Below are 14,016 nucleotides of genomic sequence, written 5' to 3'. Positions count from 1 at the left end.
GGCCACACTGGCCCGATGCGTGTCGTCTCCGGCTCGGCGCGGGGCCGTCGCCTCGTGGTGCCCGACGGCGATCACACGCGCCCGACGGCCGATCGTGTCCGCGAGGCGGTGTTCAACTCGCTGTACTCCCTCGGGGCGCTCGACGACGTGCGGGTGCTCGACGCCTTCGCGGGATCGGGGGCGTTGGGGATCGAGGCGTTGAGCCGGGGAGCCGCGCACTGCACGTTCGTGGAGAACGACCGGCGGGCCCTCGCCGCACTGAGCGAGAACCTCGAGACCCTCGGCTTCGAGGCCGACGCAACCGTGATCTCGGGCGACGGCGTCGCCGCGGTCGCTCGCCTGGTCGACGACGTGGACCTGGTGTTGCTCGATCCGCCGTATGCGTTCGACGAGTGGCCCGCGTTGCTCGGTACCGTCCGCGACGCTGTCGTCGTGATCGAGTCCGACCGGGCGATCGAGCTGCCGGCCGGGTGGGTTCCGCACCGAGTGCGTGAGTACGGGACTACCGTGGTGACCCTTGCCGATGCCCCACCTGCGTCGGTCTCCGACTGAGTGGAGTTCTCAACACCGTGACGCGCGTCCTCTATCCCGGCTCGTTCGATCCTGTGCACAACGGGCACATCGAGATCATCGAGACAGCGGCGTCGCTGTTCGACGAGGTCGTCGTGGCCGCCATGGTGAACACGACCAAGGACGGCGTGTTCCAGCTCGACGACCGTGAGGAGATGCTGAACGAGTCCGTCGCCCACATGGACAACGTGTCGGTGAAGATGTTCTCCGGCCTCGTCGTCGATCTGGCCCGCGAACTGGAGGCCGACTTCATCGTGAAGGGCCTGCGCGCGGTCAGCGACTTCGAGAACGAACTCCAGATGGCCCAGATGAACAACGCCGCGTCCGGGATCCACACCCTGTTCATCCCGTCGGCCTCGCGCAGTTCGTTCCTCGCGTCCAAGTTCATCCGTGACTTCGCCCGCTGGGGCGGCGACATCTCGGGCATGGTGCCGGAGTCCGTGGCCCGCAAGTTGAAGGAGCAGTACGGGTGAGCGACGAGTCGGAGCAGCAGGAGGCGTCGGCCGATGCCGTCGCGCCGAGTTATCGCGCGCCCGAGACCGAATCGCTTCTGCGGCAGGCGATCGAGCTCGTGGAGGAGGCGCGGCCCATGCCGTTGTCGGCCTCCTCCATGATCAACAAGGACGAGGTCCTCGCCGTGCTGACCGCGGCCGCGCAGGCGCTGCCCGAAGAGCTGCGGTCGGCCCGGTGGCTGCTCAAGGAACGCGACGACTTCCTCGCCCGCGTGCAACGCGAGGGCGACGAGCTGATCGCCCGGGCTCGCACCCGAGCCGAGCAGATGGTGCAGCGCACGGAGCTGGTGAAGTCGGCCGAGGAGCGGGCCCGCCGGGTCGTGTCCGACGCCGAGGAGCGGGCCAAGAACCTCCGTCTCGAGACCGAGGACTGGTGTGACCAGAAGCTGGGCGGCATGGAGGTCGTGCTCGAACGCACCCTGCGTACCGTGGCCTCGGGCCGCGCCCGACTCCAGGGTGCGGTCGAAGAACGCGAGATGAGCGGTGAGCCCGAGCCGCCGATGCCCGACGACCTGGTGTTCGACCAGGACGACTAGTGGCCGAGTCGCCGCGCATCACTCCGCCAAGCCAGCTGATCGTCGACACCGTCGAGGTACGGCGGCACACGGGGACCCGCCGCCCCTTCGTCGCGGCGACCCGGTTCCCGGATCTCGTTGCCGGCGAGTTCTCGGTGGTGGACGGCCGGATCGATGTCGACCTCGTGATCGAGGCCGTGACCGAGGGTGTCAGCGCGACGGGTTACCTCCGGGGCCGCTGGACGGGGCCCTGTCGACGCTGTCTCGATCCGATCGAGCGGCCGCTGGAGATCGAGGTACGGGAGATCTTCGAGCGCCAACCTACCGAAGGCGAGACCTGGCCGATCGAGGACGAACGCATCGATCTCGCGCCCGTGATCCGCGAGAGCGCCCTGCTCGCGCTCCCGCTCGTCCCGCTGTGCGGGGAGGACTGCGAGGGACCCGAACCGGAGCGCTTCCCGGCGAACGTCGAGGCCGACGTCGACCTGGTCGCCGAGGAGCCGCCCCCGGATCCCCGGTGGGCGGCCCTCGACGAACTGCGCTTCGACGACGGGGATCAGTAGTCGTTGGCGGGCACCGCGGCGGCATCGTCGCCGGCCGGCGCGTCACGGCCGATGAGTGATCCGTCGGGCGCAGCGAGGAACCAGACGTCGCCGGAACCCTGGCCGTTGACGTCGCCCGGAGCGCCGTCGCCGGCGAAGAGGTACAGGGGCCAGTTGCCGGCTACCAGCTGGTTGGTGCCGTCCGTCCGTTCGACCGTCGAGAAGACCGCCGCGTCCAGACCGGCGCCGAGCGCGCCGTCGTCGAGCGCGCCGTCCACGACGATCGGCGGCCATGCGTCGGCGCAGGCGTCGTAGCAGGCGGGCACGCCGTCGACGTCGTTCGTGAAGCCGTAGAGGCTCAGCCCGGCGCCGTCGACGAGGATGTCGCCCAGTCCGCTGGCGGCCAGTGCGACGAGCACGTCGTCCGTCGTGAGATCGGCGGGCGGATCGGCATCGGGGGTGCCGCCGTCGCCGTCATCGGATGTTCCGGCGCCGGGGTCCGGTGTCGGGTCCGAGGTCTCGGTGTCGTCACCGCAGGCGGCGAGCACGAGGGCGATCGCCGCGAGGAGGGCGAGGAGTCGGGCGCGGGCGCGCCGGGTGGGGGTGGTCATGGGTCTTCTCCTGGTTGGGTGGATCGGGGTCCTCGGCTGGTCCATCAGCCGACGGTCAAGGTGCCCGTCATGGACGGGTGAAGTTCACAGAAGAACTCGTAGGTGCCGGGGGCGAGCGGTGCGGTGAAGGTGGCGCGGTCGCCCCCGCTCAGCAGGCCGGTGTCGAACGAACCGTCGCGGGCGGTGAGGGTGTGGGCGGCGCCGTCGCTGTTCGTGACCTCGATCGTCGTGCCGCCGCTCCTTGCCGGCAGCGGGCTGAACGCGAACCCGGCGATGTCGACTGCGTCGCCGGCCGTGTCGGACACGGCGTCGGCCGCCGGGGGCCGGTCGCCGGGACGCAGGAGGCCGAGGACCGCGACCGCGGCGGCCAGCAGGCAGATCGTCAGGGGGAGGGAGGGACGGGCGCGCATGGTGTGTTCCTTTCGCCAGGGGAGGGTGGAGATGGGCATGGGGGGATCAGACGCCGGGGAAACCGATGGTCGTGAAGAACCACAGCGACGACGTCGTCCAGATGGCGGCGAGGAGGACGACGAGCAGGGCGCCGGCGCCCGGCAGTGCCCACGCCGGCATCCGGCGGGAGTGCAGGACGAGCATCTTCGTGGTGAAGGCGCCGAAGAACGCGCAGCCGAGGATCGAATGGGCGACGACTCGGGTGTCGGTGGTGCGAAACCCGAGGGCCCACAGGCAGTGGTAGGCGACCGGCAGTGTGCAGAGGAACGCGACGGTCCCGAGCCAGCGATGCGCCGCCGATGCCCAGGCCGGGGCCGGGCCCGCGCCGGGGAGGCGGCTCCACATCCAGAGGGCGGTCGTGCCCTGGGCGAGGGCCAGGACCGCCGCGGCGGTGGTGAACCACGCCTTCATCGACAGCATCGTGGGGAACCCGAACTGCCAGATCGTCTGGCCCGTGCCGTCGTGGACGCTCCCGTAGACGCCGAGGCTGATCGCGACGGCACCACCGATCGCCGCGGCGACGAGAAGCGCTGCCGCGTGGGGTGCCGGCCCGATCGCGGTCGGATTCGTTTCGGTTGCCGTGGTCGTCACGGTCGCCTCCAGGTTTGGGTCGTTCGGGGACCTGTACGGGCGACCCCGTGCCGCGGTTCGCGCCGACGTCGGATTTTTCGCGCGATCATCGTGCGGCGATGCCCGAGCCCCTCTCCTCCGATCTCGTCGCTCGGTTCCGTACCGGCGACGACGACGCGGTGCGCGCCGTCTTCCGTCATTACGGCGGACCGGTGCAGACCGTCGCCCGGTCGATGACGGGTGATGCCGAGCTCGTGGCGGAGATCGTGCAACAGACGTTCGTGAAGGCGTGGCGGGCGGCGGCCACCTTCGACGACACCCGCGATCTGGCGCCCTGGCTGTACACGATCGCCCGGCGCACAGCGGTCGACGTCCTACGGCGCGAGATGCAGCCGACGCGCGGTGATCACGAACCGGAGACCGATGCCGCAGTGACCACGATGTCCTTCGAGCGGACGTGGGAGATCCACGAGGTGCGGCGCGCCCTGGACGGGCTACCGGCGGCCGAACGCGAGGTCGTACGCCTGAGCCACCTCGCCGGCCTCTCGCACCCCGAGATCGCCGAACGCCTCGAGATCCCGGTCGGCACCGTGAAGTCCCGCTCGGCGCGTGCCCACGCGCGGCTTGCCGCCGCGCTCGGGCATCTCGCGAACCGAACGGACGCCGGAGACGTAGAGCAGAGCGAGGAGAAACCGTGACCGAGGATTCGTTCGACAGCCAGGATCCCGTCGACGCCGACCTCGCCGCGTTCCTGGCCGAGCCGTCCATGTGGGACGAACTCGATCCGGCGGTCGAGGACGCGATCGTGGCCGCCATCGCGGAGGAGCGCGATCTCGTGGCTCCCGTCATCGCGGTCGACGCTCGTCGCCGGTGGGTCACGCCGCTGCTCGCGGGGGCCGCGGTCGTGGTGCTCGTCGCCGGACTGCTCGTCACGTTCCTGCGCGACGACACCGTGACGCCCGAGATCGAGCTCGCCCTCGACGCCACGGACCTGGCGCCGAGCGCCGAGGGGCTCGTCGAGATCGACACCACGCCCCTGGGCACGCGCCTGATCCTCGACGTGTCCGGCCTGCCCCCGGCCCCCGCCGGGCAGTACTACGAAGCGTGGCTGCGGACGGGGCCCGACGTGGGCGTCAGCGCCGGCACGTTCCATCTCCGCGGCGGCGACGGCCGGATCGAGCTGTGGGCCGGCGTGACGATCGAGGACTACCCGCTCTTCACCATCACGATCCAGGACGAGGCCGACCCGACGAGCTCGGGTCGGGTCGTTCTGAAGGGTCTCGTGGAGTGAGGGTGGCGCCGACACCCGGCGTCGATAACCTTCACTGTTCGAGTACGCCCCAGCTGGGCCCGTAGAGCAGGAACGCCATGGCTGTCCCGAAGAAGAAGATGTCGAAGTCGAAGAGCCGCAGCCGCAAGGCGTCCGCGTGGCGCGTCGGCGCCTCGGCTCGCAGCGCCTGCGATCGCTGCGGCTCCACCAAGCGCCCTCACCGGGCGTGCGGCAACTGCGGTTGGTACGCCGGCCGTCAGGCCATCGAGGTCGACTGAGTCGATGCTGCCCATCGCGGTCGACGCCATGGGCGGCGACCATGCGCCGGGAGCGATCGTCGCCGGTGCCCGCCGCGCCGCGGAAGAGCTCGGCATCCCGGTGGTTCTGGTCGGTCGTTCGGCCGATCTGACCGACACGGGCGATCTGGAGATCATCGAGGCGAGCGAAGTCATCGCGATGGACGCCGAGCCCGGCTCGAGTGTCCGCCGGATGAAGGACTCCTCGCTCGTCCGCGCGGCCGAAGCAGTGCGCGACGGTCATGCCTCCGCCATGGTCTCGGCGGGGAACACCGGCGCCACGATGGCGTCCGCGCTGTTGCGGATGGGCCGGATCAAGGGCATCAACCGGCCTGCGATTGCCACGCCGATTCCCGTTCCGGGCAGCACGCCCACCACATTGCTCGACGCCGGCGCCAACGCCGAGTGCAAGCCCGAGTGGCTCGTGGAGTTCGCCCAGATGGGGGCCGTCTACGCCCGCGATCGCTTCGGCATCGAGCGTCCGCGGGTCGGCCTGCTGTCGATCGGTGAAGAGGCCGGGAAGGGCAGTCCCTTCGTGAAGGAGTGCTTCGAGCTCCTGGACCAACCGGGCTGGGCGTCGGTGGCCGGCGCGGACTGGATCGGCAATGTCGAGGGTCGCGACGTGATGACCACCGACGTCGACGTGATCGTGACCGACGGGTTCACCGGCAACGTCACGCTGAAGACGCTCGAAGGGGCGATGAAGGCGCTGATCGGCCGGCTCCTGGTCGGCATCGACACCGACGATGACACCCGGGCTGCCGGTGCGGCGCTGAGTGGCGTGCTCGGCGACATGATGACCGAGCTGCACCCCGATTCCGTGGGTGGAGCCCTCCTGCTCGGCGTGAAGGGCGTCTGTGTGATCTCCCACGGGTCGAGTTCGGCCGACGCGATGACCAACGCGATCCGCGTCGCGGCGGAGATGGTCGAGGTCGAGATGGTCGACCATCTGACGGCGGCCGCTCGTCCACAGGACTGAATTCAGTCCAAGGCCCCAGGAAATCGGTCTTCACAAGCGCACAAGCGATCTCGGCCGCTAGGGTCAGCGTGCCAGCAGACATCCGGACCGGATGTCGTCAGTCGTGCGCATCCACGGAGGGATGAAGTGCCCGCAGAAACGCATGTCGAACAGGGTCCGATCGGTCGTGACGAGGTCCTGACGATCGTCAAGGAGCAGCTCGCCGACATCCTGGAGATCGAGCCCTCGTCCATCAACGAAGGCGACGCGTTCGCCGACGATCTCGACGCGGACTCCCTCGCGTTGATCGAGCTGGTCGAAGCGCTCGAAGAAGAGCTCGCCGAGCGGGCGTCCGGGTTTCGCATCGACGACGAGGACCTCGAGGACCTTCGCACGGTGCGCGACGCGGTCGACTACGTGATCGCCAAGTTGGGTTGAGGCACTGGCCTCCCCGTCCACCGCAGTTGCGCTCGAGGAGCGCCTTGCGTATCGCTTCCGCGACCCTGAGTTGCTCCAGGTCGCACTCGCTCACCGATCGTGGTGTGCCGAGCACGAGGGTGAACAGTCGAACGAGCGGCTCGAGTTCCTCGGCGACGCCGTTCTCGGCGTGGTCGTCACCGAGCATCTCTACGCGACATTTCCCGACGAGCCCGAAGGCCAACTCGCCAAGACCCGGGCGGCGGTCGTGAGCGCGGCGACACTCGCCGACGTCGGCCATGCGCTCGACCTCGGTGAGCATCTGAAGCTGGGCAAGGGCGAGGCCGCGTCCGGTGGTCGTGAGAAATCGTCGATCCTGGCCGACGCCGTCGAAGCCGTGATCGGCGCCGTCTATCTCGACGGCGGTATCGAGCCGGCGCGGACGCTCGTGCTCGACCAGCTCGACGATCGCATCGCCGAGGCCGCGTCGCGGCCGGGCGCGCGCGACTACAAGACCCGTCTCCAGGAACTCGCCGCCGCTGACGGCGAAGGTCCGCCCGCCTATGAGATCACCGAGAGCGGACCCGATCACCTGAAGAAGTTCGAAGCCACGGTCGCCATCGGCGGCGTGGTGCGAGGAACCGGCGACGGTTCGTCCAAGAAAGAAGCCGAACAACGTGCCGCCCGTGCCGCATGGGACGCGCACTCGGCTGAGGATGGAGCATCCGATGTTTGAGATCCCCGAAGTCGAGACGGTCAAACGTGATCTGGATCGTGACCTCGTCGGCAAGAAGGTGAAGGAGGCCGAGGCGATGAGCATGAAGACGCTCGGTCGCTACAAGAACCGCAAGGCCTTCACCTCCCAGCTCGAGGGGATGAAGATCCTCGGCGTCGAGCGCAAGGGTCTGTACATCACCATCGTGCTCGACGGCGACTCCACGCTGGTCGTGGACCTCGGGTCCACCGGCTCGCTGCGACGCAACGCCAACAAGGACGCCGTCGAGAGCGACACCGAGATCGTCATCACCTTCACCCAGCACGGCCAGCTCCGGCTGCTGGACTCGGGCAACAGCGCCCAGGCGTTCGTCGTGGACACCGACGCGCTCGCCGACGAGCTGCCCGAGCTGGACGGCTACGGTCTCGACCCGGTCGACGAGCCGGTGTCGTGGACGGCGTTCGGCCGTTCGCTGTTGCAGCATCAGACGAAGCTCAAGACGCTGCTGACCGACTCGTCCTTCGTCGTGGGCATCGACGACATCTACGCCGACGAGATCCTGTACCACGCCGGTCTGCGCCACGATCGTCTGAGCGACTCGCTGTCGAGCCAGGAGATCCGTCGGCTCCACCGCGCTGTCGTGGGGACCCTGCACGATGCGATCAAGTACCGCGGCACGTCCGTCGAGAGCCGGCCGTTCATCGACCCGTTCGGCCAGCCCGGCGAATACGCCGAGCACCTCGAGGTCTGGGGCAAGCACGGCCAACTCAGCGGCCGCAGTCGCCTCCCCATCCAGCGCGTGAAGTTCGGCGGCAGCTGGACCTACTACTGCGACACCCAGGTCTGACGCCCTCTCTTTCTTCCTGTTCTGCAATCTCTGGTCACGAAAGGGTCGCTCTGCGGGCCTCGAAACGGCCGAGTTCGACCCTTTCGTGACCAGAGATTCCGGGTGGGGGATTCTGGTATCCACAGGGTTTCCACAGGGGGAGGACTACACAGATGTAATTCGGGTTGCTACCGTCGTTCCCGATGCATCTCAAGAACCTCACGCTGAAGGGCTTCAAGTCCTTCGCCGACACCACGTCGATCGACCTCGAGCCGGGGGTCACCGTCGTCGTCGGCCCCAACGGTTCGGGCAAGTCCAACGTGGTCGACGCCATTGCCTGGGTGCTCGGTGCCCAGGCGCCGACCGCGGTCCGCTCCGGGAAGATGGACGACGTCATCTTCGCGGGCACGACCGGCAAGGCCGCGCTCGGTCGCGCCGAGGTCGCCCTCACGATCGACAACCACTCCGGGATGCTGCCGGTCGAGTTCAACGAGGTGACGATCACCCGCACGCTCTTCCGTTCCGGCGACAGTGAATACGCGATCAACGGCGTGCCGTGCCGCCTGCTCGACATCACCGAGCTGCTCAGTGACGGAGGCGTGGGTCGCCAGCAGCACGTGATCGTGTCCCAGGGCCAGATCGATGCCGTGCTGAACGCACGCCCCGAGGAGCGTCGGGCGATCATCGAGGAGGCGGCCGGCGTCCTCAAGTACCGCAAGCGCAAGGATCGCGCCGAACGGCGTCTCACCGCGAGCGACGCGGATCTCACCCGCGTGAAGGACCTCATGCGCGAAGTCCGGCGTCAGCTGCGCCCCCTCGAAAAGCAGGCCGAGGCGGCGCGCCGCCACGGCGATCTGGTGGGCGAACTCACTGCACTGCGCATCCATCTCGCGGGTCGTGAGATCGACGACCTGCGGGTCAGGCTCCAGACGGTCAGCGAGCTGCGCAGCACCCGTGGCGAGCGCGAGGGCACCACCAAGGCCGAGCTCGCTCGCCTGAGCGCGGCGGTGTCGGCCGACGAGCAGCAGCTCGCCGAACACGGCGGCGATGATCTGGGTGACACCCTCGTCCGCCTCGAGTCGATGCGCGAGCGGGCGCGGGGCTTGTCGGCGGTGATCGCGGAACGACGGCGTGGTGTCGATCGCGAGCGCGCCGCGTTCACGGATCGCGGCGTCATCGCCAACCTCGAAGCCGAGGCCGCGCGGTCGCGTGATGACCTCGGTCGGGTCGAGGCAGAGCTCGCGGCCCTGGCGCCGGACACGGCCCGGCTCGCCGAAACCGAACGTCGGTTGGCCGCCGATCGTGAGCGCTTCCAGGAGGAGTGGGGCGACGGCGTGCCGGTGCCCAGCGGGCAGGCCGCCGAGGTGCGCGGCGAGCTCGGCGCCCTCAAGGCGTCGATCGAGCGGGGCAGCAGCGAAGTCGACCGTCTCCAGGCTCGGCTCACCGAGCTGGACGAGCGGCGCACCGCGCTCGAGCGCGACGCCGCACAGCGTCGCAGCGAGCTCGGCGCGCTCCAGGACGAAGAGGAGCCGCTGGTCGCGGCGCTCGAAGCCGCTGAGTCGGCGCGACTCTCGGCGGAGGACGAGCTGGCGGCCGCCCAGGCCGCGCAAGCGGATGCCGAAGCGGACCACCATCGTTGGTCCGCGCGCGCCGAGGCGCTCGCCCTGGCCCTCGACGAAGCGCGCGACGCGGCCGGCGCGGCGCAGCTCACCGATGTCGACGGCGTGCTCGGCACGGTGCTCGATCTCGTCGAGGTCGACGGCGGCTGGGAACAGGCGTTCGAATCGGCGATCGGCGACGCGCTCGGCGCGGTCGTCGTGCGGGATCCGCAGACCGCCCGGGCGGCGCTGGATCTGCTGAGCGCCGGTGACTCGACCGGCGCGGTGCTGGCTCTCGGGGCCGAGCCGCGGACGGCCACCGCCGGAGGGGACACCATCCGTGCTCGGGTCCGAGGGACCCAGCCCGGTGTCGATGCCCTGCTCGACGCGCTCATCGGCCATGTCGGCGTCGTCGACGGCGACTGGCGGGCGGCGGCGGATGCGGTCGTCGCCGATCCGGGTCGCACCGTGGTCACCCGCGACGGCGATCGGTTCGGTCCCGATGGATGGCGTCTCGGCACCGGGGCCTCCGGCGCCACCGGCGCAGCGCTGACCGAGGCAGAGGAGCGTTCGGCCGCCACCCAGGCCATCTGCGAGTCCCGTGACCGCGACGTGTCGGCCGCGCGCGAGGCGCTCGACGGGCGTCGCCGGGCCGCCGCTGAGCTCGCGGCGCGCCTCGACGGCATCGACGGCGGCCTCACCGCCGCCGCCGACGCGCTCCAGCGCATCGAGGCCGACCGCCGTGACGTGGCCACCGAGGCCGACGCGCTCCAGGGCCGCTTCGACGAACTCGCCGCCCGCGTCGAACGCGAGTCCAGTCGGGTCGACGAGCTCGAGACGAGCCTGCCGCTGCTCGAGGCGGACGAGACGGAGTCGCTCGAGAAGGGTCGCCGCCTTGCCGCAGACCGGTCCGACATCGAGGCCCGCGCCGCCGAGGTCGGGTCGTTGCGCACCGACATCGAGGTCCGTGCCGCCGGGCTCGAGGAGCGTCGTACGTTCCTCACCGCTCGCCTCGCCGAGATCGACGAACGGCTCGAGCGTGACGCCGTCGAGCGGGCCGAGGCCGGTGAGCAGCGGGAGAACCTCGAACGCAAGGCCCTCGTCCTCGAGCAACTCGCCGCCTCCGTCGCCGTTCGATCGGCCGTGGTGGACGAACGGCTGGAGGACGTGCGCGACCGCCGTCGTCAGCAGTCCGAGGCGGCCCAGCAGGTCACCCGCCGCCTCGACGATCTCCGTCGGTCGCGGGCCGAGGCCGAGAAGCAGCTCGAGAACCTCCGGGTGCAATCGGCCCGGGCCGAGGTGGAGGAGGCCGAGCTGCGCACGAAGCTGCAGGTCGCCGTCGACCGCCTGCGCGAGGAGCACGATCTGGCGCCCGACGTTGCCGTGTCGGCCCCCTGTCCGCCCCTGGACGAGGGCGTCGAGGCCGCGGCGCGGGCCGCCCAGCTGGAGTCCGAGCTGGAGATCATGGGCCCCGTCAACCCCCTCGCGCTCGAGGAGTATCAGGCGCTCCAGGAGCGTCACACCTTCCTCCAGGGGCAGCTCGACGACATCCGCGGCACCCGCCGCGAGCTCAGCAAGGTGATCGCCTCCATCGACGAGGAGATCGTCACGGTGTTCGCCTCTGCGTTCGCCGACGTCGCGGTGAACTTCCAGCATCTCTTCGAGACGTTGTTCCCCGGCGGCCAGGGTTCGATCGCCCTCACGACCCCGGACGATCTGCTCAACACCGGGATCGAGATCAGCGCCCGTCCGTCCGGCAAGAATGTGCGCAAGCTCTCGCTGCTGAGCGGCGGCGAGCGCACCCTGACCGCACTGGCGTTCCTCTTCGCTGTGTTCCGCAGTCGGCCCTCGCCGTTCTACGTGATGGACGAGGTCGAGGCCGCGCTCGACGATGTGAACCTCCACCGGTTCCTGTCGCTGGTCGAGGAGTTCCGGGCCGACGCCCAGCTGCTGCTCGTGAGTCACCAGAAGCGCACCATGGAAGCGGCCGACTGTCTCTACGGCGTGTCGATGAAGCCGGGGGGATCCAGCCGGGTCGTGAGCGAGAAGGTCGTGAGCGCCACCGCTGACGTAGCCTGATCCGATGCACTTCGGCGCGACGATCTTCCCGACCGCGGATGCCATGCATCCGGCCGATCTCGGGCGGGCGCTCGAGGAACGCGGCTTCGAGTCGCTGTGGGTCGCGGAGCACACCCACATTCCCGCGAGCCGGAAGAGTCCGTGGCCCGGCGGCGCCGAACTGCCTCAGATGTACTACGAGACGATGGACCCGTTCGTCGCCCTCACCGCGGCGGCGACGGCGACGACCACCCTGAAGGTCGCCACCGGGATCACCCTCGTGCCCCAGCACCATCCGATCACGCTGGCCAAGCAGGTCGCCTCACTCGATCAGGTGTCGGGTGGCCGGTTCATCCTCGGTGTCGGCGGCGGTTGGAATGCCGAGGAGATGGAGAACCACGGCGGCGACTTCTCGACCCGCTGGAAGCTGATGCGCGAACGCATCGAAGCGATGAAGGCCATCTGGGCCGACGACCCGGCCGAGTACCACGGCGAGCTCGTCGACTTCGATCCGATCTGGTCGAAGCCCAAGCCGGTGCAGACGCCGCATCCGCCGATCCATGTCGGTGGCGGGTCCCCGTCGGGGCCGCGCCGCGCGGCCCGCTACGGCAACGGCTGGATGCCGATCCACGGCCGCGGCTCGATGCTCGACGAGCTCGATGTTCTCGCCACCGAATGCGAGAAGAACGGACGCGACGTCGCCGAGATCGAGCTGTCGCTCTACGCCGCGCCGCCCGACCCGGCGGTCGTCGAGACCCACGAAGCCGCCGGCGTCTCGCGGTTCATCTTCGGGCTCCCGCCGGCCGGCGAGGACGTGTTGCTCCCCCTGCTCGACGACTACGCCGCGGTCATCGAAACCTCGTCCTGATCCCCGTTCTGGGTGAACATAGGGCTGGAATCCGCGCCCCCGTTCACCCAGAACGCGTGGGGTCGGGTCAGAAGGCGCTGGGGGTGGGGTTCTCGATGTCGAGGTGGGTGGCGAGTGACTGGGTCACCATGTTCGCGATGGCCATGTTCATCTCGGCGGGAACGAGGCCGTTGGCGACCATCCGGTCGGCGAGCCCGATGAAGATCGCACAGAACCGCATCGTGGCGAAAACCTCCCAGTAGTGGGGGTCGCGGACCTCGCGCCCGGACTCCCGCTCGTAGATCTCGACCATCTCCTCGCGGGTGGGGAAGCCCTCCATGCGGGGGTTCCCCGGCTCGTCGAACGACATGCGGTCGAACATCAGCCACCAACCGACGTCGGCCTCGGTGGGGGAGAGCGCGCACGCTTCCCAGTCGACGACGGCGGCCGGGGTGTAGTCCTGCCACAGGATGTTGCCGAGGCGGGAGTCGCCCCAGCTGAGGCCGATGCGATCGTCGTGCGGATCGTGCTCGTACAGCCAGTCGAACGCCGCGTCGAGCACCGGGTGGGGCCGCCCGTCGAGTTCGGCGAGCGTGGAAGCCCGGTAGAGGTCGAGCTGGACCTTGGTGGACGGCTCGCCGGTGCCGCTCGTGTCGAGCCAGTCGAGGTCGGCCGTGCGCCAGTCGATGTTGTGGATCTGCCCCATGGCCCGCAGACCGGTGGTCACCATGCGGGTGCGGTCCTCGGGGGTCGCCTCGTCGACGAGGAAGCCCTCCTCGGAATAGCGCGGCGTGTCGGACGGGACGCGGCCTTCGGTGAAGCCCATCACGAAGAACGGCTGCCCGAGGACGGACGGATCGGCCTCGTAGCCGAGCAGCTCCGGCACCGGGGCGTCGCAGTGGGCCCCGACCGTCTGCATCGCTCGGTACTGAACCTCCACGGACACACCGCACTGGTCCGTCTGGGCGGGGAAGAGCGCACCGCCGGTCGGCTCGATGCGGGCGACGTACTTGTCGGTGCGGGACTCGCCCACTTCGGTCCACGCGAGGTCGACGAACACCGTCTCGTTCGAGAAGCCGGTGGAGACCGGGATGTCGATCTCGGTGACGGTGATGTCGGTGCGCTCCGGATGCCGGCTCGCGAACCACGCCTCGAAGGCGGGGCCGTAGTGGCTGCGATCCGTGTGGAACTTCGGGGCGCTGCTGACGTCGTCTTCGGCCGTGGTGTCGTCACTCATCGAGCGCAAGATACGACACGCCCG

Annotated in this window: 17 protein-coding genes; 13 read left to right on the top strand and 4 right to left on the bottom strand. The window is 69.6% G+C overall.

The genetic code is table 11. The features are described from left to right. Nucleotides 1-15 precede the first annotated feature (15 nt). From rsmD to R8F63_11160, 4 genes are read left to right on the top strand one after another with little or no spacing between them, the layout of a single operon-like run. Nucleotides 16-552 carry a 16S rRNA (guanine(966)-N(2))-methyltransferase RsmD gene (gene rsmD, locus R8F63_11175; GenBank protein ID MDW3219161.1) on the top strand — a complete coding sequence of 179 codons (537 nt, stop codon included), beginning with the start codon at nucleotides 16-18 and terminating at the stop codon, nucleotides 550-552. Nucleotides 553-569: 17 nt separating this feature from the next. Continuing rightward, a complete protein-coding gene (gene coaD / locus R8F63_11170) occupies nucleotides 570-1,043 on the top strand; it encodes a pantetheine-phosphate adenylyltransferase (GenBank protein ID MDW3219160.1) in 474 nt (157 codons plus the stop codon). Next, nucleotides 1,040-1,618 (top strand): hypothetical protein, encoded by a 579-nt coding sequence (locus tag R8F63_11165; protein MDW3219159.1) that lies wholly within the window; start codon nucleotides 1,040-1,042, stop codon nucleotides 1,616-1,618. The genes coaD and R8F63_11165 overlap by 4 nt, the downstream gene beginning before the upstream one ends. Beyond that, the gene (locus R8F63_11160) at nucleotides 1,618-2,160 is read left to right on the top strand and encodes a DUF177 domain-containing protein (protein MDW3219158.1); all 543 of its coding nucleotides are present in this window, start codon (nucleotides 1,618-1,620) and stop codon (nucleotides 2,158-2,160) included. The genes R8F63_11165 and R8F63_11160 overlap by 1 nt, the downstream gene beginning before the upstream one ends. On the opposite strand, the gene R8F63_11155 is transcribed toward R8F63_11160, so the two are convergent. Genes R8F63_11155 through R8F63_11145 form a run of 3 tightly spaced genes read right to left on the bottom strand, consistent with a single transcriptional unit; the run spans nucleotide 2,154 to nucleotide 3,791 of the window. Further along, nucleotides 2,154-2,750 (bottom strand): hypothetical protein, encoded by a 597-nt coding sequence (locus R8F63_11155; GenBank protein MDW3219157.1) that lies wholly within the window; start codon nucleotides 2,748-2,750, stop codon nucleotides 2,154-2,156. The two genes, R8F63_11160 and R8F63_11155, sit on opposite strands and share 7 nt — an antisense overlap. 44 nt (nucleotides 2,751-2,794) lie before the next feature. After that, nucleotides 2,795-3,160, bottom strand: coding sequence for a cupredoxin domain-containing protein (locus R8F63_11150; GenBank protein ID MDW3219156.1), 366 nt, complete (start codon nucleotides 3,158-3,160; stop codon nucleotides 2,795-2,797). Nucleotides 3,161-3,206: 46 nt separating this feature from the next. Next, entirely contained in the window at nucleotides 3,207-3,791 is a 585-nt protein-coding gene (locus R8F63_11145; GenBank protein MDW3219155.1) for a DUF6529 family protein, read from the bottom strand. Nucleotides 3,792-3,889: 98 nt separating this feature from the next. Between R8F63_11145 and R8F63_11140 the strand changes: the two genes are divergently transcribed. From R8F63_11140 to R8F63_11100, 9 genes are all read left to right on the top strand, one after another. Continuing rightward, nucleotides 3,890-4,468 carry a sigma-70 family RNA polymerase sigma factor gene (locus tag R8F63_11140; GenBank protein ID MDW3219154.1) on the top strand — a complete coding sequence of 193 codons (579 nt, stop codon included), beginning with the start codon at nucleotides 3,890-3,892 and terminating at the stop codon, nucleotides 4,466-4,468. Continuing rightward, nucleotides 4,465-5,061, top strand: coding sequence for an anti-sigma factor (locus R8F63_11135; GenBank protein ID MDW3219153.1), 597 nt, complete (start codon nucleotides 4,465-4,467; stop codon nucleotides 5,059-5,061). Before R8F63_11140 ends, R8F63_11135 begins: the two co-directional genes overlap by 4 nt. A gap of 77 nt (nucleotides 5,062-5,138) precedes the next feature. Further along, a complete protein-coding gene (gene rpmF / locus R8F63_11130) occupies nucleotides 5,139-5,318 on the top strand; it encodes a 50S ribosomal protein L32 (protein MDW3219152.1) in 180 nt (59 codons plus the stop codon). A 4-nt stretch (nucleotides 5,319-5,322) separates the two neighbouring features. Further along, nucleotides 5,323-6,315 carry a phosphate acyltransferase PlsX gene (gene plsX, locus R8F63_11125; GenBank protein MDW3219151.1) on the top strand — a complete coding sequence of 331 codons (993 nt, stop codon included), beginning with the start codon at nucleotides 5,323-5,325 and terminating at the stop codon, nucleotides 6,313-6,315. Nucleotides 6,316-6,441: 126 nt separating this feature from the next. Next, nucleotides 6,442-6,732, top strand: a complete 291-nt coding sequence (locus tag R8F63_11120; GenBank protein MDW3219150.1) for a phosphopantetheine-binding protein — start codon at nucleotides 6,442-6,444, stop codon at nucleotides 6,730-6,732. Nucleotides 6,733-6,736: 4 nt separating this feature from the next. Further along, nucleotides 6,737-7,447: a ribonuclease III gene (rnc, locus tag R8F63_11115; protein ID MDW3219149.1), complete on the top strand. Its 711-nt coding sequence runs from the start codon at nucleotides 6,737-6,739 to the stop codon at nucleotides 7,445-7,447. Continuing rightward, a complete protein-coding gene (locus tag R8F63_11110; GenBank protein MDW3219148.1) occupies nucleotides 7,440-8,273 on the top strand; it encodes a DNA-formamidopyrimidine glycosylase family protein in 834 nt (277 codons plus the stop codon). Before rnc ends, R8F63_11110 begins: the two co-directional genes overlap by 8 nt. A gap of 182 nt (nucleotides 8,274-8,455) precedes the next feature. Continuing rightward, nucleotides 8,456-11,929, top strand: a complete 3,474-nt coding sequence (gene smc / locus R8F63_11105) for a chromosome segregation protein SMC (GenBank protein MDW3219147.1) — start codon at nucleotides 8,456-8,458, stop codon at nucleotides 11,927-11,929. A gap of 4 nt (nucleotides 11,930-11,933) precedes the next feature. After that, nucleotides 11,934-12,776, top strand: coding sequence for an LLM class F420-dependent oxidoreductase (locus tag R8F63_11100; GenBank protein MDW3219146.1), 843 nt, complete (start codon nucleotides 11,934-11,936; stop codon nucleotides 12,774-12,776). 67 nt (nucleotides 12,777-12,843) lie between these two features. On the opposite strand, the gene R8F63_11095 is transcribed toward R8F63_11100, so the two are convergent. Beyond that, complete coding sequence (locus R8F63_11095) at nucleotides 12,844-13,992, bottom strand: phosphotransferase family protein (GenBank protein MDW3219145.1); 1,149 nt, start codon at nucleotides 13,990-13,992, stop codon at nucleotides 12,844-12,846. Nucleotides 13,993-14,016: the final 24 nt, after the last annotated feature.

It is taken from the genome of Acidimicrobiales bacterium (genome assembly GCA_033344915.1).
GTDB lineage: Bacteria > Actinomycetota > Acidimicrobiia > Acidimicrobiales > Aldehydirespiratoraceae > JAJRXC01.
This window is presented reverse-complemented; position numbering and strand designations above follow the sequence as displayed.

What these genes read in the sequence shown, in the direction of transcription:
- rsmD (MDW3219161.1), top strand. Translation starts at nt 16, where the DNA reads ATGCGTGTCGTCTCCGGCTCGGCGCGGGGCCGTCGCCTCGTGGTGCCC.
- R8F63_11100 (MDW3219146.1), top strand. Translation starts at nt 11,934, where the DNA reads ATGCACTTCGGCGCGACGATCTTCCCGACCGCGGATGCCATGCATCCG.
- R8F63_11140 (MDW3219154.1), top strand. Translation starts at nt 3,890, where the DNA reads ATGCCCGAGCCCCTCTCCTCCGATCTCGTCGCTCGGTTCCGTACCGGC.
- rpmF (MDW3219152.1), top strand. Translation starts at nt 5,139, where the DNA reads ATGGCTGTCCCGAAGAAGAAGATGTCGAAGTCGAAGAGCCGCAGCCGC.
- R8F63_11095 (MDW3219145.1), bottom strand. Translation starts at nt 13,992, where the DNA reads ATGAGTGACGACACCACGGCCGAAGACGACGTCAGCAGCGCCCCGAAG.
- R8F63_11150 (MDW3219156.1), bottom strand. Translation starts at nt 3,160, where the DNA reads ATGCGCGCCCGTCCCTCCCTCCCCCTGACGATCTGCCTGCTGGCCGCC.
- R8F63_11110 (MDW3219148.1), top strand. Translation starts at nt 7,440, where the DNA reads ATGTTTGAGATCCCCGAAGTCGAGACGGTCAAACGTGATCTGGATCGT.
- R8F63_11155 (MDW3219157.1), bottom strand. Translation starts at nt 2,750, where the DNA reads ATGACCACCCCCACCCGGCGCGCCCGCGCCCGACTCCTCGCCCTCCTC.
- smc (MDW3219147.1), top strand. Translation starts at nt 8,456, where the DNA reads ATGCATCTCAAGAACCTCACGCTGAAGGGCTTCAAGTCCTTCGCCGAC.
- plsX (MDW3219151.1), top strand. Translation starts at nt 5,323, where the DNA reads ATGCTGCCCATCGCGGTCGACGCCATGGGCGGCGACCATGCGCCGGGA.